Annotated in this window: 19 protein-coding genes; 13 read left to right on the top strand and 6 right to left on the bottom strand. The window is 66.5% G+C overall.

The genetic code is table 11. The features are described 5' to 3' along the window. Window positions 1-30 precede the first annotated feature (30 nt). Window positions 31-840 carry a creatininase family protein gene (locus B6S44_RS18420; RefSeq protein WP_129158329.1) on the bottom strand — a complete coding sequence of 270 codons (810 nt, stop codon included), beginning with the start codon at window positions 838-840 and terminating at the stop codon, window positions 31-33. 25 nt (window positions 841-865) lie between these two features. Next, the gene (locus tag B6S44_RS18415; protein ID WP_129158328.1) at window positions 866-1,525 is read right to left on the bottom strand and encodes an NAD-dependent epimerase/dehydratase family protein; all 660 of its coding nucleotides are present in this window, start codon (window positions 1,523-1,525) and stop codon (window positions 866-868) included. A 230-nt stretch (window positions 1,526-1,755) separates the two neighbouring features. On the opposite strand from B6S44_RS18415, the gene B6S44_RS18410 reads away from it, so the two are divergent. The 3 genes from B6S44_RS18410 to B6S44_RS18400 all read left to right on the top strand — a co-directional run bounded on the left by B6S44_RS18410 (window position 1,756) and on the right by B6S44_RS18400 (window position 4,624). Next, on the top strand, window positions 1,756-2,784 hold the full coding sequence (locus B6S44_RS18410) for an ABC transporter substrate-binding protein (RefSeq protein WP_129158327.1): 1,029 nt from the start codon (window positions 1,756-1,758) through the stop codon (window positions 2,782-2,784). Window positions 2,785-2,939: 155 nt separating this feature from the next. Beyond that, window positions 2,940-3,746: an ABC transporter ATP-binding protein gene (locus B6S44_RS18405; protein WP_248309647.1), complete on the top strand. Its 807-nt coding sequence runs from the start codon at window positions 2,940-2,942 to the stop codon at window positions 3,744-3,746. Beyond that, complete coding sequence (locus B6S44_RS18400) at window positions 3,743-4,624, top strand: ABC transporter permease (RefSeq protein WP_129158326.1); 882 nt, start codon at window positions 3,743-3,745, stop codon at window positions 4,622-4,624. The genes B6S44_RS18405 and B6S44_RS18400 overlap by 4 nt, the downstream gene beginning before the upstream one ends. Before the next feature lie 23 nt (window positions 4,625-4,647). Here B6S44_RS18400 and B6S44_RS18395 read toward each other — a convergent pair whose 3' ends face one another. Further along, window positions 4,648-5,529 carry a hypothetical protein gene (locus tag B6S44_RS18395; RefSeq protein WP_129158325.1) on the bottom strand — a complete coding sequence of 294 codons (882 nt, stop codon included), beginning with the start codon at window positions 5,527-5,529 and terminating at the stop codon, window positions 4,648-4,650. Between the two features lie 102 nt (window positions 5,530-5,631). Between B6S44_RS18395 and B6S44_RS18390 the strand changes: the two genes are divergently transcribed. The 5 genes from B6S44_RS18390 to B6S44_RS18370 all read left to right on the top strand — a co-directional run bounded on the left by B6S44_RS18390 (window position 5,632) and on the right by B6S44_RS18370 (window position 10,583). After that, entirely contained in the window at window positions 5,632-6,819 is a 1,188-nt protein-coding gene (locus tag B6S44_RS18390; protein ID WP_129158324.1) for an MFS transporter, read from the top strand. Window positions 6,820-6,841: 22 nt separating this feature from the next. Next, on the top strand, window positions 6,842-7,987 hold the full coding sequence (locus B6S44_RS18385; RefSeq protein ID WP_129158323.1) for an MlaE family lipid ABC transporter permease subunit: 1,146 nt from the start codon (window positions 6,842-6,844) through the stop codon (window positions 7,985-7,987). Window positions 7,988-8,117: 130 nt separating this feature from the next. Beyond that, a complete protein-coding gene (locus B6S44_RS18380; protein WP_206735204.1) occupies window positions 8,118-8,834 on the top strand; it encodes an ATP-binding cassette domain-containing protein in 717 nt (238 codons plus the stop codon). Window positions 8,835-8,843: 9 nt separating this feature from the next. After that, window positions 8,844-9,977 carry an MlaD family protein gene (locus B6S44_RS18375; RefSeq protein WP_129158322.1) on the top strand — a complete coding sequence of 378 codons (1,134 nt, stop codon included), beginning with the start codon at window positions 8,844-8,846 and terminating at the stop codon, window positions 9,975-9,977. A 12-nt stretch (window positions 9,978-9,989) separates the two neighbouring features. Further along, window positions 9,990-10,583 carry an ABC-type transport auxiliary lipoprotein family protein gene (locus B6S44_RS18370; RefSeq protein WP_129158321.1) on the top strand — a complete coding sequence of 198 codons (594 nt, stop codon included), beginning with the start codon at window positions 9,990-9,992 and terminating at the stop codon, window positions 10,581-10,583. A 437-nt stretch (window positions 10,584-11,020) separates the two neighbouring features. On the opposite strand, the gene B6S44_RS18365 is transcribed toward B6S44_RS18370, so the two are convergent. After that, window positions 11,021-17,200 carry an apolipoprotein A-IV repeat region-like domain-containing protein gene (locus B6S44_RS18365; protein ID WP_129158320.1) on the bottom strand — a complete coding sequence of 2,060 codons (6,180 nt, stop codon included), beginning with the start codon at window positions 17,198-17,200 and terminating at the stop codon, window positions 11,021-11,023. 262 nt (window positions 17,201-17,462) lie between these two features. On the opposite strand from B6S44_RS18365, the gene B6S44_RS18360 reads away from it, so the two are divergent. Then, window positions 17,463-17,798, top strand: coding sequence for an Hpt domain-containing protein (locus B6S44_RS18360; protein ID WP_129158319.1), 336 nt, complete (start codon window positions 17,463-17,465; stop codon window positions 17,796-17,798). Between the two features lie 199 nt (window positions 17,799-17,997). After that, complete coding sequence (locus B6S44_RS18355; protein ID WP_129158318.1) at window positions 17,998-18,318, top strand: 2Fe-2S iron-sulfur cluster-binding protein; 321 nt, start codon at window positions 17,998-18,000, stop codon at window positions 18,316-18,318. Between the two features lie 19 nt (window positions 18,319-18,337). On the opposite strand, the gene B6S44_RS18350 is transcribed toward B6S44_RS18355, so the two are convergent. Continuing rightward, window positions 18,338-19,573 carry an MFS transporter gene (locus B6S44_RS18350; RefSeq protein WP_129158317.1) on the bottom strand — a complete coding sequence of 412 codons (1,236 nt, stop codon included), beginning with the start codon at window positions 19,571-19,573 and terminating at the stop codon, window positions 18,338-18,340. Between the two features lie 283 nt (window positions 19,574-19,856). Between B6S44_RS18350 and B6S44_RS18345 the strand changes: the two genes are divergently transcribed. The 3 genes from B6S44_RS18345 (at window position 19,857) to B6S44_RS18335 (ending at window position 21,256) form a co-directional block, all read left to right on the top strand. Next, complete coding sequence (locus B6S44_RS18345; protein ID WP_129158316.1) at window positions 19,857-20,279, top strand: universal stress protein; 423 nt, start codon at window positions 19,857-19,859, stop codon at window positions 20,277-20,279. Between the two features lie 165 nt (window positions 20,280-20,444). Next, entirely contained in the window at window positions 20,445-20,705 is a 261-nt protein-coding gene (locus B6S44_RS18340) for a GlsB/YeaQ/YmgE family stress response membrane protein (RefSeq protein WP_129158315.1), read from the top strand. A gap of 86 nt (window positions 20,706-20,791) precedes the next feature. After that, a complete protein-coding gene (locus B6S44_RS18335) occupies window positions 20,792-21,256 on the top strand; it encodes a YidB family protein (protein ID WP_129158314.1) in 465 nt (154 codons plus the stop codon). A gap of 40 nt (window positions 21,257-21,296) precedes the next feature. Here B6S44_RS18335 and B6S44_RS18330 read toward each other — a convergent pair whose 3' ends face one another. Further along, complete coding sequence (locus B6S44_RS18330; protein ID WP_129158313.1) at window positions 21,297-21,893, bottom strand: hypothetical protein; 597 nt, start codon at window positions 21,891-21,893, stop codon at window positions 21,297-21,299. Window positions 21,894-21,907 lie beyond the last annotated feature (14 nt).

Genomic DNA, 21,907 nt, shown 5'->3' with positions numbered 1-21,907 from the left:
CTACAGCGGCGGTCTCTGATCTCATTTGCATCAGCGGAACACTTTCCCTTCGTAAAGAGCCGCCAGCGGAAACCGCGCTACATCCGCCAGCAGTTCGACGAAGCCTGCGGCCTGAAGTTCCGCCGTTGCCTTGCCTTTCTCGGCGGTGGCGAGGCTGGCATCGCCCGCCGCGCCGGAGGGGTGAACATCCTGCGCCATCCAGGCAAAGGGATGGGGCCCCGTCGGCCGGAGCCATTTATAGCCCTCGTCCGCCATCTCGACCGTCCGCGGCACGAAGCGGCCGGCCTTGCTCATGTCGACGAGGTCGGGCCGGAAATGCAGCATCAGCGAGGTCTCGATGTCGCCGGCATGGATGCCGTGCTTGGCGTCCAGCTCGGCATAGAGCCCGGGCGGCAGGCCGAAATTGCTCCAGGAGGTCGAGACCGCGAACATGCCGTGGCTGACGCGCAGTTCACGTGCCACCACCTTCATCGGGTCGACATTGCCGCCATGGGAGGTGATGAGCACGAGCTTGCGCAGGCCGGCGCGCTTCACGCTTTCGCCGATCTCGATCCAGCTGCGGATCGCGCTTTCCCACGAGATCGTCAGCGTTCCCGGCGAATGCAGGTGCTCGTTCGACTTGCAGATCGCCTGCGTCGGCAGGACCAGCACGTCGAGCCCGGCCGGAACCTGCGGCATCGCCAGCGCCAGCATCGCGTTCATCACGGTGGTGTCGACCGATACAGGCAGATGCGGCCCGTGCTGCTCGATCGCCGCCAGCGGCAGCACGGCGATGGTTGTCTCGGGCGAGAGCCCCGCAAAATCGCTGCTCTTGAGATCGCCCCAGAAACGCGCGCTCATTCCGTCGGTCCTTGTCGGCGGCAGGTCATAGCCGGTTGATGTCTTCGCATTCGAGGATCGGCTTGGGCGCGCCCTGGCGGGCGGCCTTCAGCATCGCCTTGCCCAGCCGCTCGGTCGAGGTGACATAGCGTGGGAACGTCCGCTCGAGCCAGGGCAGGAGCGGCGCCGTAATGGCATAGCCGATGCGGTAGAGCGTCGTGCGCGAGGTGATGCCGTGCATAGGGCGGATGCCGGCGGGTCGGAAGATGTAGACGGCCTTGAACGGCAGGCGCAGCAGCGCATTCTCGGTCCGGCCCTTGACCCTGGCCCACATCACGCGGCCGCTCTCGCTGCTGTCGGTGCCTGCCGCGGAGGTGTGGACGAAGGTCATCGCCGGGTTGAGCCGGGAGAGCGCCCGGGCCGCCGCGAGAGCTATGTCGTAGGTGATCCGGCTGTAATCGGCCTCGCTCATCCCGGCCGAGGCGACGCCGAGGCAGAAGAAGCAGGCGTCGAAACCGGTGAGCTCTGCTTCGATCGCCGAATAGTCGGTGAGGTCAGAAAGCACGATCTCGCGCAGCTTGGCGTGGTGCTGGCCCGTCGCCGTGCGGCCGATCGTGACGACCTCCTCGACGCCGGGATCGAGCAGGCATTCGCGCAGGACGCCTTGTCCGACCATGCCGGTGGCGCCGAAGATCAGGACTTTCATCGCGAAGACGTTTTCAGCTGGATTTCCGGCCACGGGGCGCTACCGGAGACGGCGTTGACTGATCGCAGCATAGCCGGGGAGCGGCACGATGGAAGCGCTGCCGCCACCTGTGTGCAGAGCGTCGGTGTACATTCACATGACGGCCTCGGCCGTGGCATACAAGCTGCTTGCCGGACTGGGAGGTCACGCAGTCCGGCGTCAGTTTGCGACATGATGGAGGGGGTTCTGCCATGACGATGAAATATCGCCTCGACCGGCGCGCTGCGCTCGGCCTGCTCGGTGGCTCGGCCGCCTCGATGTTGATCCCGGTGCCCGGCGCCCGCGTCAATGCACAGACGCTCGACAAGGTCAGCTACCAGACCAACTGGCGCGCCCAGACCGAGCATGGCGGCTTCTATCTCGCCGCCGCCAACGGCATCTACAAGAAGTACGGCCTCGACGTCGAGATCCGTCCCGGCGGTCCGCAGCAGAACCCGACCCAGCTCCTGCTCGGCGGCCGCGTCGACATGATCATGGGCAATTCGCTGGAGGCGCTGAGCTTCGCGCAGGAGAACCTGCCCTTCCTCTGCATCGCCTCGATCTTCCAGAAGGATCCGCAGGTCCTGATCTCGCATCCGGGCCAGGGCAACGACACGCTCGCTGCCCTCAAGGACAAGCCGATCCTGATCGCGGCGCAGGCCCGCGTCGGCTTCTGGCCGTTCCTGAAGCTGAAATTCGGCTATCGCGACGAGCAGATCCGGCCCTACACCTTCAACATGGCGCCGTTCCTGGCTGACAAGAAGCTGACGCAGCAGGGCTTTTTATCCTCCGAGCCGTTCGTGATCCGCAAGGCCGGCGTCGAGCCGGTCGTCCATCTCCTCGCCGATGCCGGCTTCGAGAACTACAACACGACGATCACGATCTCCCGGAAGATGGTGCAGGAGAAGAAGGAGGTCGTGCAGCGCTTCGTCGACGCGACAGCCGAAGGCTGGGCGCAGTACATGAAGGGCGGCGCCAATATCGCTGCCGCCAATGCCCGGATCCTCAAGGATAATCCCGACATGGATCAGGAGAAGATCGACTACGCGCTCAAGGTGATGAACGAGAACGGCATTGTCGCCTCCGGGGATGCGGTGACGCTCGGCATCGGCGCGATGACCGACGCGCGCTGGGCGAGCTTCGCCAAGACGATGACCGAGGCCGGTGTCATTCCCGCCGGGGTCGACGTGAAGAAGGCCTACAGCCTGGAGTTCGTCAACAAGGGCGTCGGCAAGCCGTAAGGCAGCGAGCGCAAGGGAGCGGGTCATCCCGGACAAGCCGCGAAGCGGCGCCGATCCGGGATCCATTCCTGAACCGTTCAGGCATGGATCCCGGATCTCCCTCCGGTCGCCCGGGATGACGCCCACTTAAAGATCGAAAAACGGATCGTCAGGCTTTGGACACAGCCTATCTGAGCACACCCCATGCCGTACGTCAGACTGGCGCCGAGCCGCTCGTTTGCGTGCGTAATGTCTCCAAGCAGTTCGCCAACGGCACGCTGGCTGTTCGCGACGTCAATCTCAGCCTCGGTACCGGCGAGTTCGTCAGCCTGCTCGGACCGTCCGGCTGCGGCAAGTCGACCTTGTTGCGCATGATCGCCGGGCTGGGCAGCCCGTCCTCGGGCACGATCGACTGGCCGGGTGCCGGAGAGGACAAGGCCGAGCGCGATCTCGGTTTCGTCTTCCAGGATCCGACGCTGATGCCCTGGGCCAATGCGCTGTCCAACGTCATGCTGCCGCTGGTGTTGAAGCATGTACCCAAGCGGGAGGCGGAAGGACGCGCTGCCGAGATGCTGGCGCTGGTCGGTCTCAAGAGCTTCGAAAAATCCTATCCGCGCGAGCTCTCCGGCGGCATGAAGATGCGGGTCTCGATCGCCCGCGCTTTGGTGATGCGGCCGAAGATCCTGCTGATGGACGAGCCCTTCGCCGCGCTCGACGAGATCACCCGGCATCGCCTCAACGACGATCTGCTGAATCTGTGGTGGCGCGAGCGCTTCACCGCTGTCTTCGTCACCCATTCGGTCTTCGAGTCGGTCTACCTCTCGCAGCGCATCGTCGTGATGGCGGCGCGGCCCGGCCGTGTCATGGCCGATCTCGATGTCTCCGCGCCCTATCCGCGCGACGAGTTGTTCCGGACCTCGCCCGAATACGCCCATCTCTGCCGGCTCGCCTCCGGCAAGCTCAAGGAGGCGATCGGCGCATGAGCTCTCCTTCTTCCGCGACCTCCGTGCCGCATGACGGCACCGATGCCGAAGCCCGCCCGCTCACTGTTGCCGAACCTTCGATCCTCGGCCTGCCGGTCAGCTTCTGGCCTCGGATCCTCGCGCCGATCGCCGTCGGCCTCCTGGTGCTCGGGCTGTGGGAATTCGCCGTGCGCTGGAACGAGGTGCCGTCCTATGTGCTGCCCGGGCCGCTCCTGGTCGGCCAGACCCTGATCGCCGACTGGGGCACGCTTTCGACCTCGCTCTGGGTCACCTTGCGCATCACCTTCATGGCGCTGGCGGCGGCGGTGATCGTCGGCGTCGCGCTCGCAGTGCTGTTCACCCAGTCGAAATGGCTGGAAATGGCGCTTCTACCCTATGCGGTGATCCTGCAGGTGACGCCGATCGTCGCGATCGCGCCGCTGATCATCATCTGGGCCGGGGACATCAACCTCTCGCTGCTGATCTGCGCCTGGATCGTCGCCTTCTTCCCGATCCTGTCGAACACGATCCTCGGGCTGAATTCGGCCGACCACAACCTGATCAACTTCTTCCAGCTCCATGGCGCGACGCGCTGGCAGACGCTGCGCCATCTCAAGCTGCCGGCGGCGCTGCCCTATTTCCTGGCGGGCCTCAAGATATCGGGCGGCCTGGCCCTGATCGGAGCGGTCGTCGCCGAGTTCGTGGCCGGCACCGGCGGCTCGGAATCGGGGCTGGCCTATCGCATCCTCGAGGCCGGCTATCAGCTCAAGATCCCGCGCGTCTTCGCCGCGTTGCTGATGATCTCGCTCTCGGGCATCGCGATTTTCCTGGCGACCAGCCTGATCTCGCATCTCCTGCTGCGGCGCTGGCACGAGAGCGCGCTGAAGCGCGAGAACTGATCCCCGACAGAGCGGAACGGGCTTTAGCCGAAGAAGCGCAGCCGGTCTTCGACGGGCAGTGTGCCGATCGCTCGCAGATCGGCCTCTGAATAGCTGAGCTCGACCTGGGCCGAACTTGCCATTGGCGGATCGGCGATGGCCTGGCCAGCCGCGCCGACATCGGCGAAGGCGATATCGTCTTCGGCGGCCTGGATGCTGCCGCGTCGGCGATAGGCCTGCGTCGGCGGGCGCAGGCCGGTTTCGTTGAGTGGCGCGCGCTCCTGCGTGCTGGCCTCGACCACGTCGATGTCGCCGGGGTCCGTCGTTCTCTTCGGAGCGGGCGGCCTGGGCATCTCTGCCGCTGCGATCGGAGGCCGCGGCGTATCGAGCAAGGTGAAATCGGTGTCGCCCGCGGTTGCGCGCAGATTCGCATCCAGCATGGCGATGGTGTCGGCGACCTTTTCGATCTGGTTGGCACCGGCCTCGATCACCGTGGTCGCGCCGTAAATCTGAGTCGCACGTTGGTCGAGCCGGTTGCAAAGCTCGGATTCAGATCCCGATTCGCGCAGCGTCCAGGCGATTTCCTGGATCGCTTCCGCTGCCTCGAGGATGCCCGACGCCGTCTCCTGGATGCGGGTCGACAGGCGCGCGGAGGTGCCGCTGACGCCGGCGCGATCGAGATCGCCGCGCAGCTCTGCTATCGTGCGGGCCGTTTCCGACAGGTCCGGACCAAGCTCAGCCGCGGGAACGGAGCAGAGCCGTTCGAGGCGAGCGATGGCCGACAGCACCATCTCGGTATCGGCCTGCCGATTGCGGCGAGCGTACTCGTTCAGGAACCAGCGGCCGCGCGAGGTTTCGACCACGGCGGCGGCGATCGCGTCATAGTCGGCCGCGCTCAGCGGGGATAGCGAACGCGCGTCGCTCATGGCCAGACTGCTCTCCATGGGCTGGCCGAATCGCATTTCGCCGACCGAAGATGCCCATCTGCAAACTTGCTGATGATTCTTTAAGAAATCGCTGCCACTGGCATGTCACCGCCTCTCCGGTCCGAACCTTCGCGTCTGCTGGCCGCGCGCCTGTCGCTCATGCACGCGCTGAACTTCCTCGGCGTCGGCTTCTATCTGCCATTCTTCCCCGTCTGGCTCGGCTCGAAGGGGCTGAGCGATGTCGATATCGGCTATGTGCTGGCGATCCCGATCCTGGTGCGTGTCTTCGTCGCGTCGTCGGTGACCGGCCTTGGTGATCGGCTGCGTCCGAACACCTTGCTGGCACTGCTCAACGCACTGGCGGGAATCATCTATTTCGCCCTGGCACAGCAAGCGCAGCTCGTCCCGATCGCGGTCCTGACCGCGCTGAGCGCCATCGCATTGTCGGGTGTGGTGCCGCTCGCCGATGTCCTGACCACCGAGCAGGTGAAAGCAGGGGCGCTGAAGGACTATGGCCGCGTCAGGCTGTGGGGCTCGGTGACTTTCGTGCTCTCGAACCTCGCCGGCGGCTATCTGATTGCATTGTACGGCGCCTGGCTGATTCCGTTCGTCCTCGCCGGCAGCAGTTCGCTCGCAGCATTGGCCGCCTTGCAGGCGCCGTCGCCGCCGGGAAGGATTTCACCCGTCGCCCGGCAAGGCACATCTCCGGCCGGCTTCAGGCTTCCGTTCTGGCTCGCGATCGCCGCGGCCGCTTGCGTCAACGCCACCCATGCGGCGCTCTATGCCTTCGGCTCGCTGCACTGGCGCAGCCTCGGTTTCAGCGACCAGGTGATCGGCTGGCTCTGGGCTGTCTCGGTCCTGGCCGAGATCGTCGTTTTCATCGTCGCAGGCAGCATTGCGGCGCGCGGCGTCGTCGGCCTGCGCTGGATCGCGATCGGGGCGGTGGCGGCAGCACTGCGCTTCGGGATGATGAGCGCCGATCCTGGGCTGCCGGTCACCTTCCTGCTGCAGATCCTGCACGGGGCCACCTTCGGCTGCGCCCATCTCGGCTCGCTGGCGGCATTGTCGGCGCTTGCCCCGGAGGCGCGCCGCGCGGCGGCTCAGGGCCATCTCGTCGCCGCCGGTGCACTCGCGATGGGGCTGATCACCATTCTGTCCGGCTATCTCTATCGTCTGTTCGGGCCAGGCGTGTTCCTCGCCATGGTGCCGGTCGCGCTGTGTGGCCTGGCGCTGGCGGTGCTTGCCATCCTCCGGGCGCGCGGCGATACAGGCTATGGGGGCCGAATCTGAATGCGGGAGTGGGCTAACCGTCATGGCTGTCGTCGACGACGCTGAGCCGCAGGCGGTCTATCGCGACGATGGTGGCGTCCTCGTGGTGTCGCTGGCCGGGCGCTGGAGCGCCGGGCGGGCGCCGCGTCTCGAGGCTCTGACCAGCGAGTTGACGGAGCGCATCGGCAGCGTCCGCAGCGCACGGCTCGACCTGTCGGCGATCGAACGCCTGGATACGCTCGGTGCCTATCTGCTTGGGCAGGTGAAGCAGGCGGGCGAAGCGAAAGGGGCTTCAGTCGAGCTGACCAGCCGCCGACCGGAGCACGGCGTGCTGCTGGCGGAGGTCGAGCGCGACGTCACCGATTACCAACCGCCGGTTCGCCCGATCGGGCTCGTCACCATCCTTATCGACATCGGCCAGGGCGTCGTCCGCTTCGGTCGCGATCTTGCCGGTGGCGCGATCTTTCTCGGCGAGGTGATGGCAGGTTGCGTCGGTGCCCTGTTCGGTCCGCGGCGTTTCCGCGGACCGTCGCTAGTCAACCAGATCGAGCTGATCGCCTTCAACGGCGCGCCGATCATCATCCTGATCTCGTTCCTGGTCGGTTGCATCGTCGCGCAGCAGGGCATCTTCCAGCTCCAGCGCTTCGGCGCGACCGCCTTCGTCGTCAACCTGACCGGCATCCTGGTCCTGCGCGAGCTGTCGGTGCTTCTGACCTCGATCATGGTGGCGGGTCGCTCGGGTTCTGCCTTCACCGCCGAGATCGGCTCGATGAAGATGCGCGAGGAAATCGACGCGCTCAGGGTGATGGGGCTCGACCCGATCGAGGTGCTGATCGTGCCGCGCATCCTGGCGTTGATCATCGCGTTGCCGATTCTGACCTTCATCTCGGCCATGGCAGGCCTCGTCGGAGCCGGCCTGGTGAGCTGGCTCTATGGCGGCATCGGCCTCGATACCTATCTCGATCGCCTGAAATCCGTGATCACCTGGCAGCATTTCGCGGTTGGCCTCATCAAGGCCCCTTTCATGGCGTTCGTGATCGGCCTGATCGCCTCGATCGAGGGCCTGGCGGTGAAGGGCTCGGCCGAATCGCTCGGACATCAGGTGACCGCGTCGGTGGTGAAGGCGATCTTCATGGTCATCGTGGTCGACGGGCTGTTCGCCATGTTCTTCGCCTCGATTCGGATGTGAGGGGGAGCGCCCGGTGCTCGACAAACCCTCTCAGGCTGGTCCGCGCGGGCCGCAGGATGCGGCCGGGCAGGAACCCGAGGCCGTGATTCGCGTTCGTGATCTCAAGGTCGCCTTCGGCGACAAGGTGATCATGGACGGGCTCGATCTCGACGTGATGCGCGGTGAGATTCTCGGCTTCGTCGGCGGCTCCGGTCAGGGCAAATCCGTGTTGACCCGCACGATCCTCGGTCTCGTGCGCAAGCAGCGCGGCTCGATCGAGGTCTTCGGCGAAAATGTCGACAAGCTCGATCCGCGCGGCCGGCGCCGGCTCGAACGCCGTTTCGGCGTGATGTTCCAGCAGGGCGCCTTGTTCTCGGCGCTCACCGTCAAGCAGAACATCCAGGTGCCGATGCGGGAATATCTCCAGCTTTCGCCGGGTCTGCTCGAAGAACTCGCCATGCTCAAGATCGAGATGGTGGGGCTGAAGCCCGATGCCGCCGACAAGACGCCCTCGGAACTGTCCGGCGGCATGATCAAGCGCGCCGCGCTCGCCCGGGCGCTGGCGCTCGATCCCGAGATCGTCTTCCTCGACGAGCCGACTTCGGGCCTCGACCCGATCGGCGCTGCCGAATTCGACGAGCTGATCATGACACTCAAGCAGACTTTGGGCTTGACGGTGTTCATGGTAACCCATGACCTCGATAGTCTATATGTAGCCTGCGACAGGATTGCTGCCTTGGCGGACAAGCGTGTCATCGCGGTTGGTCCGCTCGCCACCATGCTGGCGTCCGATCATCCCTGGCTCAAAGCGTATTTCGGCGGGGAGCGGGCACGCGCCCGGCTGCCTGAGGATCGAACGAGGACCTGACCGCCCGCGATGGAATCCCGTGCGAACTACGCTCTGGTCGGCCTCTTCACTCTCGCGGTGATCGCGGCGATGTTCGGCTTCGTCTACTGGTTCGGCAGCGGCGGCGGCGGGCGCAAGCAGGATGTCCGCGTGATCTTCACGGGGACCGTCACCGGCCTTGGACGCGGATCGAGCGTGCTCTTCAACGGGTTGCGCGTCGGCGAGGTCAAGCAGATTGGCCTGCAGCCTGACGATCCGCGCCGCATCTTCGGTGTGATCGAGGTCGAGAACACCACGCCGCTGCGTGTCGATACCCGTGCCCGCATCGAGGCGCAGGGGCTCGCCGGCGTCGTTGCCTTGCAGCTGATCGGCGGCGAGCCTGATGCCGCAGTGCTGCTGGCAAAGCCCGGCGAGGCGCTGCCGACCATTAGCGCCGAGCGTTCCGAACTGCAGGACATCATCGAGACGGTCCGCAATGTCGCGAAGAAGGCCGATGAGGTGTTGGGCAGTGTCGACGGGCTGATCAAGGAAAATTCCGGCTCGATCAGCAACACCGTGCGCAATGTCGAGAAGTTCTCCAAGGCTCTGGGTGATAATTCCGACAGCATCGACAAGCTGATGTCCAGCTTCGGCCAGATTGCCGATACGATCGCGCCGCTGTCGCAGAAGCTCGGCACGCTGAGCGAGGAGCTGACCGGGGTTGTCCGCTCGATCGATCAGAAGAAGATCACCGGCATCGTCGAGAACATCGACAAGTTCACCGCGGCGCTGGGCGGCTCCAGCGCCGACGTGTCGAAGGCGGTCAGCGACGTCGCCTCGATCACCGACAAGCTCAACCGCGCCGCCGATCAGGTCGAAGGCGTGCTCAAGGCGGCGCAGTCCTTCCTGAACACGCAGGACGGCCAGGGCGCCTTCGCCGAGGTTGCCAGCGCGGCCAAGTCGATCCGCGCCCTGGCCGACAATCTCGACAAGCGCACCGCCGAGATCACCACCGGCATCAATCGCTTCACCGGCCCTGGATTGCGCGATATCGAGTCGCTGGCCTCCGATGGCAAGCGCACTCTTTCCGATTTAAATCGAACTTTGCGCAATCTCGAGCGTAATCCCCAGCAGTTCATTTTCGGCGGCCGTCCGCCACTTCCGCAATATGGTGGATCGCGCTAGCTCGATATGATCATGCTGACCCCGCCCTCGCTGCTTTACGGTCGTCTGCGCGCCCTGTCCCTGGCAGCTGTAGGCGCATTGTTGCTAGCCGGTTGCGGCGGCGGCGCGACGCCGACCACCTACGATCTCTCGGCCCCGCGCGACTTCGGCCGCATCGGCGGATCAGGAGGCGTGCTGATTGTCGCCGAGCCTTCGACCGTCCAGGCGCTGGATTCCGACCGCCTGATCGTCAAGGACTCGGCCGGTGCCCTCTCTTTCCTCGGCGGGGCGCAATGGGCCGACCGGGTGCCGAAACTGGTGCAGGCCCGTCTGATCCAGACCTTCGAGAACGGCAGCCGCATCGCCGCCGTCGGCCGGCCGGGCGAACGCATCGTTCCCGACCTCCAGCTCAACACCGACATCCGCAGCTTCAACGTCGATGCTGCGAGCGGTGCGGCCGTGGTCGAGATCACCGCCAAGCTGGTCGGCGATCGCAGCGGCAAGGTCCAGCGCGCCAGACTATTCTCGGCGCGCGTGCCCGCCGGCGCTGACGGGGCAGGGGCGGCGCAAGCGCTCGACCAGGCACTGTCGCAGGTGCTGATCCAGATCGCCCGCTGGGCGCGCTGACGGGGCTAGCCTCGATTAGCTGTCCCGGTCGATCATGTTGCTCAGTTCGGCGGGGTAGGACGATGGATGCGGCGCCGCAGCCACCAGCCCGATACGAAGAGGGCGCCTAGAGCATGCTGCGAAAAAGTGGCAACGTTTTTTCGCGCCAAGCATGCTCTAAACTATTAGAATTGATCACGTTATCTGCGTTTGGACGATTCCGTCCAAACGCAGCGTGATCTAGAACGGCCAGAAGCGCGTAGAGCCAGTGCGTGCCGAATCCGTATTTCAATAACGGAACGACGACTGTCGCAAAAACGCCGGTGGATATCCAGGACCAGCAGCCAAGGCGGCATCCTCGCCAGAGCTGATCATTGGCATCGTTGCGCTCCACGGCTTCCCCTATAAGAAAGGCCGCCAATCGGCGGCCTTTCTGTTCATCGTTCCTGAACTGGCACTTACTCGAAGCGCCCGCTGGCATGGGCCAGCATGGTGTAGACCTTGCCGGTCTCCGAGGTCAGGTAGGTCTTCGCCACCATCGAGTCGCGGTCGTCCTTGGCCGCTTCGCCGAGCAGGCGCTCGAACTCCTCGATATAGCGGTCGACCGTCTCCTTGAACTCGGCGTCCCGGCGGTATTTGCGCCGGATCTCGTCGAAGGTCTGCTGGCCCTGCAGGGTGTAGAGCCGGCGGGTAAAGACGTTGCGCTCGCCGCGCTTGTAGCGTTCCCAGAGCTCGACGGCGGCGTCATGGTCGATCATCCGGGCGATGTCGACCGAGAGCGAATCGAGCTTCTCGATACTGTGCGCCGTTGGCTTGGAGGCCTCGGGCGCCCTGTCGTCGCGCGAGGCTCGGCTCAGGAGGTCCGAGAGCCAGCCCGACTTTGCCGGGGCAGGTTCGGCCGCGGGCCGGCGCACTGGCTCGGCGCGTTGGACCTCGGGCCGCGCGGGCTCGGGGGCAGGGCGCGCCTGAACCTGCGCTTGCGGCGCAGCCCTTGCCGGTTCCGGCGTCGGGTCGATCGAGGCCCGCAGTGGCTCGGTCAGCACCGGCGCGCTCTGCACGGCGACCGAAGCGCTGGCTACGGGCATTGGCTGCTGATAGGCGACTGCCCGCCGCTCGCCCTGCGGGCGTGCAACGTCGGTGCTGCGGCCGGAGCGCGAGACGATCTCGGTCAGCTCGTTGAGCGCCTTGATCTGGTCGGCGACGACGCGGCGCATGGCGGCGGTCGATTCCTGCGTCTCGCGCGGCAGCTCGAGCACGCCCTTCTTGAGCTCGGTGCGGGTCGTCTCGAGCTCGCGATGGATCTCTGCTGACATCGACCGCATGTCCTCGGCAGCGCTCTGGAAGCGCTCCGTGACCTTGGCGAACTCGCCGGAGACCTCGTTCACCACCTCTTCATAGGCCGCCCGAAGCGCCAGTGCCGTCGCCTCGCGCTCGCGGCCGCTGGCGGCGCGGATCGAGTCGAACTGCTGGGCGATGGCGCTGTTGGTCGACTCGGCCGCGTCGCCGAGCACGGTGCTGAGCTGGCGGGTGCGCGTCTCGGCGTTGCTGAGCGAATCGTCGAGCGCCGACGAGAAGGAGCGGGTGATCTGCTCGATGTCGTCTGTGCGTGTCGAGATCAGCCCGTGCAGGTGCTCCAGCGCCTCCTTGCGGTCGGCCAGGACATTGCCGACGCGAGCCTCGACCTGCTCGAGCCGCTGCGCGACGGCGTTAAGCGCCGCGGCATTGGTTTGCGAGGTCTCGGTCATCGCCGAGCCCTGCTCGTCGATCCGGGAGATCAGCGCCACGGTGTCGCGCAGCGTGCCTTCCGAGTAGCCCTTCAGCGTCGCGATCTGGCTCGCGACCTGCTCGGAGGTGCGGTTGGTCTCCTGCACCACCGTCGAGAGCACGGTCTGCAGCTCCTCGACGCGGCCCGACAGGCTGCCTTCGACCGCCGCGAGGTTCTTGTTCGCGCCGGTGACGATCTGCTGCATCAGCTTGTTGGCCTCGCCGAGGCGGCCCAGCATGCTGCCGAGCTCGCTGCGCAATTGCTCATTGGTCTTGAGCAGCGCCTCGACCGACTGGTTCGTGCCGCTCTCGATCGTTTCGCGCAGCGCACCCGAGGCAAGGTCGAGCGCCTGGCTCATCTCGGTGCCGCGCTCGCGCAGGCTGGCGACCACGGAGCCGCCACGGTTCTCGATGTTTTTGACCAGGGCCTCGCCGATGCTGGCGAACTGGCCGGCGAGGGCGGCGCCCTTCTGGCCGAGCGCGTCGATCACGCCGTTGCCGCGTTCGTCGAACAGCGCACGGATTTCCTCGGTCCGTGCGGTCAGCGAGGAGTTCATCCCTTCCGACTGTTCCGCCAGGGTCCGGGTCAGATGCCGGCTCTGCTGGTCCAGCACATTCAGGATGTCGCCGCCACGCTCGTCGAACAGGGCGCGCAATTCCTCTGTCCGTCCGGAGAGGGCGGTGGCGATGCCGTCCGACCGCTCCTGCAGGATCTGGGCGATCTGGCTGCCGCGGTGGCCGAGCGCGTTGAGGATGCCGCCACCGCGCTCGTCGAAGACTGCGCGCAGCTCGTCGGAGCGCTCGGATAGCGCGGCGGCGATGCCGTCCGACTTCTCCTGCAGCGTCCGGACGATCTGGTTGCCCTGCTGGTCGAGCAGGTTGACCAGGCCGGAGCCCTTGTCCTCGAACAGGGCACGGAGTTCTTCCGTCCGGGCGTTGAGCGAGCCGGCGATCGAGTCCGAGGTGCCTTGCAGTGTCTGGACGATCTGATTGCCACGCTCGTCGAGCAAGGTGATCAGTCCGGCACCCTTACCGTCGAACAGGGCACGCAGCTCCTCGGTGCGGGCACCGAGCGAAACGGAGACCGAATCCGCAGTACCCTGCAGCGTCTGGGCGATCTGGGTGCCGCGCGCATCGAGCGTGCCGGAGACCGTGTCGAGCCGGTTGACGACGCGCTCCTCGAACCGCGCCACGCTCTGATCGAGCGTATCGGCGATCTGGAGGGCACGCCCGCCGAGCGTCGCATTGATGCTGTCGGCCTTCTCGGCGAGCGTTTGTGTCAGCGCCTCGCTCTTGGTGGTGACGATCTCGCCGATCTCGTCGGCCTTGGCGGTCAGCGCGCGGGTGACCTCGCGCCCGCCCTCGGCCATGACCCGGGCGATATCGACCGTGCGCTCGACCAGCGCCTCGTTAAGGGCGTTGGCGCGTGCACCGAGATTGCCGTCGATGCGGGCGATGAGCCCGTCGAGCGAGGTCGCGATCTCGGAGCTCTTGGCGCTGGAGCGATCCTCGAAGATCTTGATCTGGGTCTCCATGGTGGCGGCCGCTTCCTGCGTGCGCGCCATCATGGTCTCGGCGGCGTGCTGCGAGCGCTCGCCGATCCGCTCGGCCAGCGCCTGGCCTTCCTCGCCAAGCAGCTTCTCGACCTGGCCGAGACGCAGCGTCACCGAATCGGTGAAGGAGCGGGCGTCGTTGCCGAGCTTGGCGGCCAGCGTGCCGCCGCGGGTGACGATGATCTCCTCGAAGGCGCCGAGGCGGGCGCCGATCGTGGCTTCGATCTCGCGGCCCTGGACGTCGAAGAGGCGGTTCAGCGAGTCATGCTTGCTGGCGAGCGATTCGTTGAGCGCCTGTGAGCGCGCATCGACCGAGCGCAGCAGCGACTCTGCGTTGGCGGCGAGCGCCTGGTTGACGCGGCCTCCCTGCTGGGTCAGCGCGATGACCACGTCCTTGCCGGTGGCGGCGAGCAGGCTGCTGGCACGCTCGGCCTCGGTCGTGAAGGTGCCGCGCAGCGCGGTCGCCGCCTCGGTGACGCGGTCGGCGATCTCGCGGCCGTCGACATTGATCGCATCGGACAGAGCCTTGGTGGCCTCGTCGAGACGGCTGGCCAGCGTCTGGCTCTGCTCGCCGATGAGCCCATGGACCTCGCGGCCGGTCGCGGTGAGGCCGGCGACGATCGCGTCACGCTGGGTGCCGAGCAGGGCCCCGACCTCGTCTCCTGCCTGCCCGAGGCGGGCGATGAAGCCGGTGTGCTGGTTGTCGATGACGGATTTCGCCGTCTCGCTCGCGGCGAGGATCTTGGCGGCGAGCGCCTCGCCGGTTTCGTCGAGCCGCTGATGCGCGGTCCCGCTCGCATCCGCCAGCCGGTCGATCAGCGCGTTGCCGCGCTCGGCCAGCAGGCCGTGCACCGAGCGGCCGACATCGGCGACGCGGGTGACCAGTGCCTGGCTCTGGCCGGAGAGCAGCTCCTGCATGTCCTGGCCAGTCGCAATGACGCGGCCGCTGAGCGCTTCGCCCTCGGTTATGAGCAGGTTGCGCACGCTGGCGCCGGCATCGGTGAGCTGCGTCACCAGCGTCTCGCGCTGGCTGCCGATCGCGGTGTGGACCTCGGTGCCGACATCCGACAGGCGCGCGACCAGACTGTCGCCGCGCTCGCCGATGGTGGCGTGGACCTCGCGCGCCACTTCCGACAGCCGGGCGATGAGCCCGTCGCCACGCTCGCCGATCGCAGCCTCGACGTCGCGGCCGGCATGGGCCACGCGGGCGACGATGCCCTCGGCACGGTCGCCGAGCGTCCGGTGAATCTCCTCGGTGCTGTCGGACAGTCTGGCGACGAGACTGTCGCCGCGCTCGCCGATCACGTTTTCGACGCTGCGGCCCGCATCCGACACGCGCGCGACGATGCTGTCGGCGCGCTCGCCGATCGCGTGCTCGACACCCTGGCCGATCTCGGCCATGCGCAGCACCAGCCCGTCGCCGCGCTCGCTGATCGCCTCCTGCAGGCGCTGCCCGGTCTCGGAGAGACGGCCGACCAGGTGGTCGCCCTGCTCGCCGATCGTGCTGCGCACCTCGTGGCCGACGTCGGAAAGGCGGGTGACGAGGCTGCTCGCCTCCTCGGAGAACAGGCTGTGCACGGTCGCGCCGACAGCGGAGATCCGCGCGGTCAGCTCTTCGCCGCGCTCGCCGATCAGGCTGTGCAGGCCCTTGCTGGCCTCGTCGAAGCGCAGGACGATCGAATCGGTCTTCTCGCTCAGCAAGGTGTCGACGGTCTGGACCGTGCCGGAGAGCTTTTCGACCAGTGTCTCACCCTGGCTGGCGATCAGGCCATGGACGGTATCGCCGGCTTCCTGGATGCGGCTGACGACGAGCTCGTTCTGCTTGCCAAGCAGCATGTGCACGCCGCGGCCGACTTCGGCGAGGCGGGTGGTGACGCTGTCGCCCTCGCTGCTGATCGTATTGCGCAGCGTCTCGCCGGTCTCGGTCAGGCGGCGGCTCAGGCTGCCGCTCTGCTCGTCGAACAGCTCGACGAGGGTGCGCCCGCTCTGCTCGAAGCGCTCGGCGACGGTGGCACCGCGCTGCGAAATCTCCTGGGCGAGCGTATCGCCGGTGTTGCGCAGTGTATCGTTGACGGTCTCGGCGCGGCTCGCCAGCGACTCGACGACCTGGGCGCCGGTCTCGCTGATGGCGCGGGTGACGTCGCGGGCGCCGGCGGTCAGACCCTCGGTGAGCACGGCGCCGGTGCGCTCCAGCGAGCCCGCAATCTCCTGGGCGCGGTTGTCGAGCAAGGCGGTCACCGACTGGCTCGCATTCGTCATGCGCTCGCTGACATCATGCGAAGTCGATTGCAGGCGCTCGACCAGATCGCTGCCGCGGCCGCTGATCTCGTCGACCATGCGCTCGCCGGCATGTCCGAGAGCCAGCGTGATCTGGTCGCCCTTGTCGGTCAGGCGCGAGGTGACGCGCTCGCCAGCCTCGGCGACGGCGTCGGCGATCGAGCGACTGGCGGTTTCGAGATCCTTGCTGATGCTCTCATGCGCGCCGCTGATCGCGAATTTGACGCGCTCGGCATTGCCGACGACGGATTCGCGCTGGTTCACCAGCTCGTCGATGAGCGAGCGCAACCGGATCTCGTTGTCGGCATAGGCCCGCTCGAGCGTGGCGATCTCGCCGCGCACGATTGTTTCGAGTTCGCCGGCACGCGCGACCGCGCGTTCGATGCCGTCGCCCATGGCGGCGACCTCGCGGCGGATGGTCTGGCTGAGCGACAGGACGGAATCCGTCGCAACGACCTCGGGCTCGGCCAGGCGCAGTGCGACTTCTGTCATCGCGCGCGAGACCAGCCGCATCTCCTGGGTCCGGCGATAGAGCGCCGCCAGTACGAAGAAGAAGACGACGGGCGTGCCGGCGCCAAAGGCGAGCAGGGCCCATTGTCCGGGTCCCCAGGCGGCCATGCCGGCCGGCAGGCCCTCGGTGAACGAACCATAGCGGCTGACGAGCGTGAAACCGACGCCGCCGAGCCAGGCGAGGGTGGCCAGGACCGCGAGCCAATAGGGCCGGCCGGAGGGACGGACGGCGAAGGCCTGGACGAGTGAAGAGGAATCCCGGCGGTCGTCATTGGCGACGCGGCTGGTGTCGGGCGCGATGGCGGGGCGGGGCGGGGCGGTCGGTGCTTCTGGCGCAGCTTCCGCGGCTGCCTGCGTGACAGCAGCGCTTTCGACGCGCGGCAGATCGATCCTGAGCTCGTTCTCGCCCGTCGCTGGCAGCTTCGGCTCGGTAGAAGCCGGCCCCTCGGTCTTCGACGGGTCGAGCCTCAGCGCCTCCTCGATCGCCGACATCGCTGCTTCGGTCGGATCCTGGAGCTTGTTCTGCCGGGTCATGAATGCCGCCTCGCTACGCTACTTGCGACGGGCGGTGATGTCCGCCGCAGATCGGGAACCGGCAGCCTCCAGCCGGATCCGTCAAGCGACACGACGCCCATCGTTTACTGTATCGAAGGGTAGTTGAGGCAAGCAGGGATTGAAACCCGTTTGACCGTCTGATTCACAAACGTCGTTAACGCCTCATTCACCATAAAGGCGCTTCATCAGGGGTCAGAAGGCTGCGCGAGTTCCGCAGCTTAGAGCCGGATCCGAGTTCCCCATGCCCCAGACTGCCATCGACCTCGTGCACCTGTCCCGCCAGACCGGCGGCGATGCCGAGTTGGAGCGCGAGCTGCTGACGCTGTTCGCGCAGCAATGCGCCCGCCATTTGCGCGCCATCCACGGTGGCGACGCCAATGTCCGCCGCGATGCCGCCCACACGCTGAAAGGGGCTGCCCGCGCGATCGGCGCCTGGCAGGTCGCGGAAGCCGCCGACCGGATCGAGCAGCAGCTCGCCCAGGCCGGTACGCCGCCGCGCGAGGACGCGCTGGACGCCCTGACGCTTGCCGCGGCCGAGGCGCGCGCGGTGATTTCCCGGCTCGACTGCGCGGCCTGAGGCCGCAGGAATGAAGCGCGGCATGGCGGATATCGCCGTTTCGTCCGCTTTCGAAATCCTCTAGAGACGAAGTGTTCGCGGGCTCGCTCGCGGGCGACGTTCCTCCTGCGAACCTGCCAGTGCGCCGCCAAGGAAGCCCGGCCGGTTCCTCCCGACCGCGCCAGCCGCGCAGCCGCCGCAAGGCGCGCCGGAGTCCACGATGCCGAAGATCACTTACATCGATGCCCAGGGCACCAGCCGCACGGTCGAGGGCGAGGCTGGTTCGACCGTGATGGAGGTCGCGGTGCGCAACGGCGTTCCGGGCATCGAGGCGGAATGCGGCGGAGCCTGCGCCTGCGCCACCTGCCATGTCTATGTCGACGAGGCCTGGGCCGAAAAGGCTGGCCATGCCGAGCCGATGGAGGAGGACATGCTCGATTTCGCCTTCGATGTCCGCCCGACCTCGCGCCTGTCCTGCCAGATCCGAGTGCGTGACGAACTCGATGGCTTGATCGTTCGCACGCCGGCCCGCCAGGGCTGAACTCCCGACAGCTTGGTTTCTACTCGGCTGGCGCCGCTGCCTGCGCGGCGAGCGTCGTCTCGTGGCCGGCTGCCGGATGGCGCGGCACCAGCAGCGACAGGCTGAGCGAGACCGTCGCCACTGCCGCCCCGATATAGAAGACGATCGCCGGATCGCGTAGCCAGATCAGGCCGAAGGTGACCGGCAGGAACACTGCGGCGATGTGGTTGATGGTGAAGGCCACCGCCGAGGTCGGCGCGATGTCGGCGGGGTCGGCGATCTTCTGGAAATAGGTGCGCTGCGCCAGGACGAGCGTGAAGAAGACGCCGTCGATGACGAAGAGCCCGCCGGCGAGGAGCGCGCCCGCCGCGCCGAATTGGCCATGGCTGGCCAGCGCATAGCCGATGAAGACGGCGATCAGCGAGATGTTCTCGAGCTGGATCGTGGCGCGCTCGCCGACCTTGCCGACGAGGTTGCCGAGCAGCGGGCCGGCGAACATGTTGATGCCATAGGTCACGAGCAGCAGCGTCGCGGTCGCGGCGACGTCGTAGCCGAAGCGCTCGACCAGCAGGAAGCCGCCAAACGCCATGAAGATCTGCCGGCGTGCGCCCGACATGAAGGTCAGGGCGTAATAGAGCCAGTAGCGCTTGCGCAGCACGAAGCCCTTGTTCTGCGGCACCACGCCCTGGAACCGCGGGAAGAGCGCCATGGCGGCTGCCGTCAGCGCCATGGTGACGAGGCCGGCGCCAAGGAAGATATGGACATAGCTCGGCTGCCACAGGCGCCAGATCAGCGCGATCGAACCGAAGGCGATGAGCTGGGCTACCGCCGAGGCGCCGGCGATCTTGCCGAGCAGCCGCGGCGCCTCCGACTTCGGCAGCAGCTGTAATTGCAGCGATTGCTGCGCTGTCTCGTAATAGTGGAAGCCGAGCGACATGATCATCGTCGTCAGCAGGAGGCCGCCGAGGCTGGGGAAGTAGCCGGTCAGCGCCACGCCGAGACCGAGAGTCAGCAGGCTGAGATAAGCCAGCACCTGCTCGCGCATGATCCAGAACAGGATGATGGCGGTGAAGGCCAGGAAGCCAGGAATCTCGCGGACCGATTGCAGGATGCCGATGTCCTGCCCGGTGAAGCCCGCCGCTTCCTTGGTGAAATTGTTGAGCAGCGCGCTCCAGCTGGCGTAGCCGAGCCAGTTGAGGAAGGCGAGTACCATCAGGAAGGCGGCCGGAGAGGCGAGCAGGCCTGTTCGTGGCGGCGGAGAGGCGGCTGCGGTCATCGGTCCACCCGAAAAAGAGTGCACGGCGCAAAGCGCGGCGGCGGACTGTCGGGTTCCCGGGCGCCGCCGTCAAATTCCCCCGGCTTCTGGCGGGCATGCGCTGGCCTGATTGATCGATCGCAAGGACGGCTGCCCGCCATCGCGCGATAATCGCGTTACTGGAGCCTCTCGCGACGAGGCGACGCTCTTCCCTTCGGGGATTGTGCTCCGACATAATGTGAAGGCGTCGGTGCCGATCGTTCGACCATGCCTGGCCGGGCGGGCCACGCCGGAGGAGGATGCGATGTACAAATCGATTCTGGTGCCCGTCGATCTTGCCGAGGCCGAATTGGCAGCCCCTGCCATTGCCGCGGCCGAGTCATTTGCCACCGCATCCGATGGCACGATCAGGCTGGTCTTCGTGCGTTCACTCGTACCGATCACCTACATGGAATTCGTGCCGGCCGATTTCGATGCCGGCCAGCAGGCGGAATCCGAAGCCAAGCTCGCCGAAATCGCCGCCAAGGTGAACCTGCCGGCCGAGCGCGTCTCGGCCAAGGTCCTGGTCGGCTCTGTCCATGGTGAGGTGCTCGCCGAGGCCGATGCCAGCGGCGCCGACCTGATCGTCATCGGCTCGCATGAACCCGGCATACTGGCCTATGTGATCGGCTCGAACGCCTCGACCATCGTGCGGCGAGCGAAATGCTCGGTACTGGTGGTCAGGTAGCGCGCTTTCCGCTCAGCCGGGCAACGGAAATTCCCGTGCGCTCGATGCTTCGGAGCCTGCTCGAAACACCGAAGACGCGCCTGACCGGGCCGAAGCGCTTCTGAATGTTGGAACCTGCCGGCGTTGCAGCCGTTGAAGTCTTGCGCTGCAACCCGGGAGGACATCGTGAGCATTCTCTGGACCATCATCGTAGGCTTCGTGGCGGGTGTCGTGGCCAAGTTCCTGACGCCCGGATCGAATGAGCCCGCCGGGTTTGTGCTGACGACGATCCTGGGAATCGTCGGAGCCTTCGTAGCGTCCTATCTCGGGCAGGCGCTCGGCTGGTACGCACCGGGCGAGGGGGCGGGCATCATCGGGGCCATCGTCGGGGCGGTCATCGTCCTGATGGTGTGGGCGTTTCTCTCGAAACGCGGAAACACCGTCTAGAGGCCGTTCCGATCAGGCCGGTCAGGTCGATCCGAACCGGCGCTAGGCCCGTTGAACAAGCCTTTTCCAACCGCCAGGAGATACATATGAGCGAGAGCCGCCTGCCGTCCATGACGGCCCTTCTCGGATTGCTGGCGGTTGCCGGCTACCAGAATCGGGACAAGATCGCTGAATGGTTGGGGAACGCGAAAGAGCCGGGGCGCCCGACTGCACCATCGTCCGACATGCCTCCGGAGGCGGGCGGTATCCTGGGCGGCACGCTCGGAGCAGGCGGGATCGGCGGCCTGCTGACTGGCGGGCTGGGCGAACTCCTCGATCGTTTCAAACAGGCTGGCCAGGCTGACAAGGCCGATTCCTGGGTTCGGCAGGGGCCCAATCAGGAGGTCGCGCCGCAGGAACTCGAAACGGCCATCGGTCCCGACGTCATCGATGCATTGGTCCGGCAAACGGGGCTCTCGAAGGAGGAGCTGCTCTCGCGTCTGTCGCAGCGGGTCCCCGAAGCCGTCGACCGCTATACGCCGGAGGGCCGGCTCGGCGCCGCTGGCGCCTGAACCAGTATCTTGACCGCCGATATCCTGACCGCCGATGCGATCAACTCTGCGGGCGGCCCGGGACGAGGTCGTCAGGGACTTCGCCGCTCGTAAGATCCCGCGGCCGGTTGAGCCTGACCATCGGCCAGACCTGCCAGAACGAGGCGGCTGCCAGTAAGAGCCCCAGCCCTGCCGCGGCGGTGGCGCCCTGCTGGAAAGCGCGGAGGCTGAAAAAGGTCAGCATGACCATCGCGCCGCCGCCGGCGAGCGCCAGCGCCAGCCAGAGCAGATAGGGCTTGCCGGCGAGGAAACGCGCTTTCGGATTGGCACGCACGATCGCAGCCGATAGCGCCGTGACGAAGGCATGGTAGCGCGCATCGTCGCGGTCGATGTCGGTCAGCGAGCGCCAGGACAGGTTTCCGAAGGTGATCGTCCTGCCGTCGCTCAGCCGCAGCTTGGTCCGGAAGCCCTTTGACGAGACATTGCTGGGTGCAAAGATGAAGCGCACCTGCTCGACTGCGGACAGCCTGACCTGGTCGACTTTGCGGGTCGAGTCGACCTCCAGCACGTCGCCTTTCAGCCGATAGGCGATCTCGAAGCCGATTGGTTTCGGGCGCTGGCGCCAGGAGGGAGCGGGCGTATCGTCGTCGGTTTGCATGGCTGCGAGCCTTA

The organism is Allobosea sp. Tri-44 (assembly GCF_004123845.1).
GTDB lineage: Bacteria > Pseudomonadota > Alphaproteobacteria > Rhizobiales > Beijerinckiaceae > Allobosea.
This window is presented reverse-complemented; position numbering and strand designations above follow the sequence as displayed.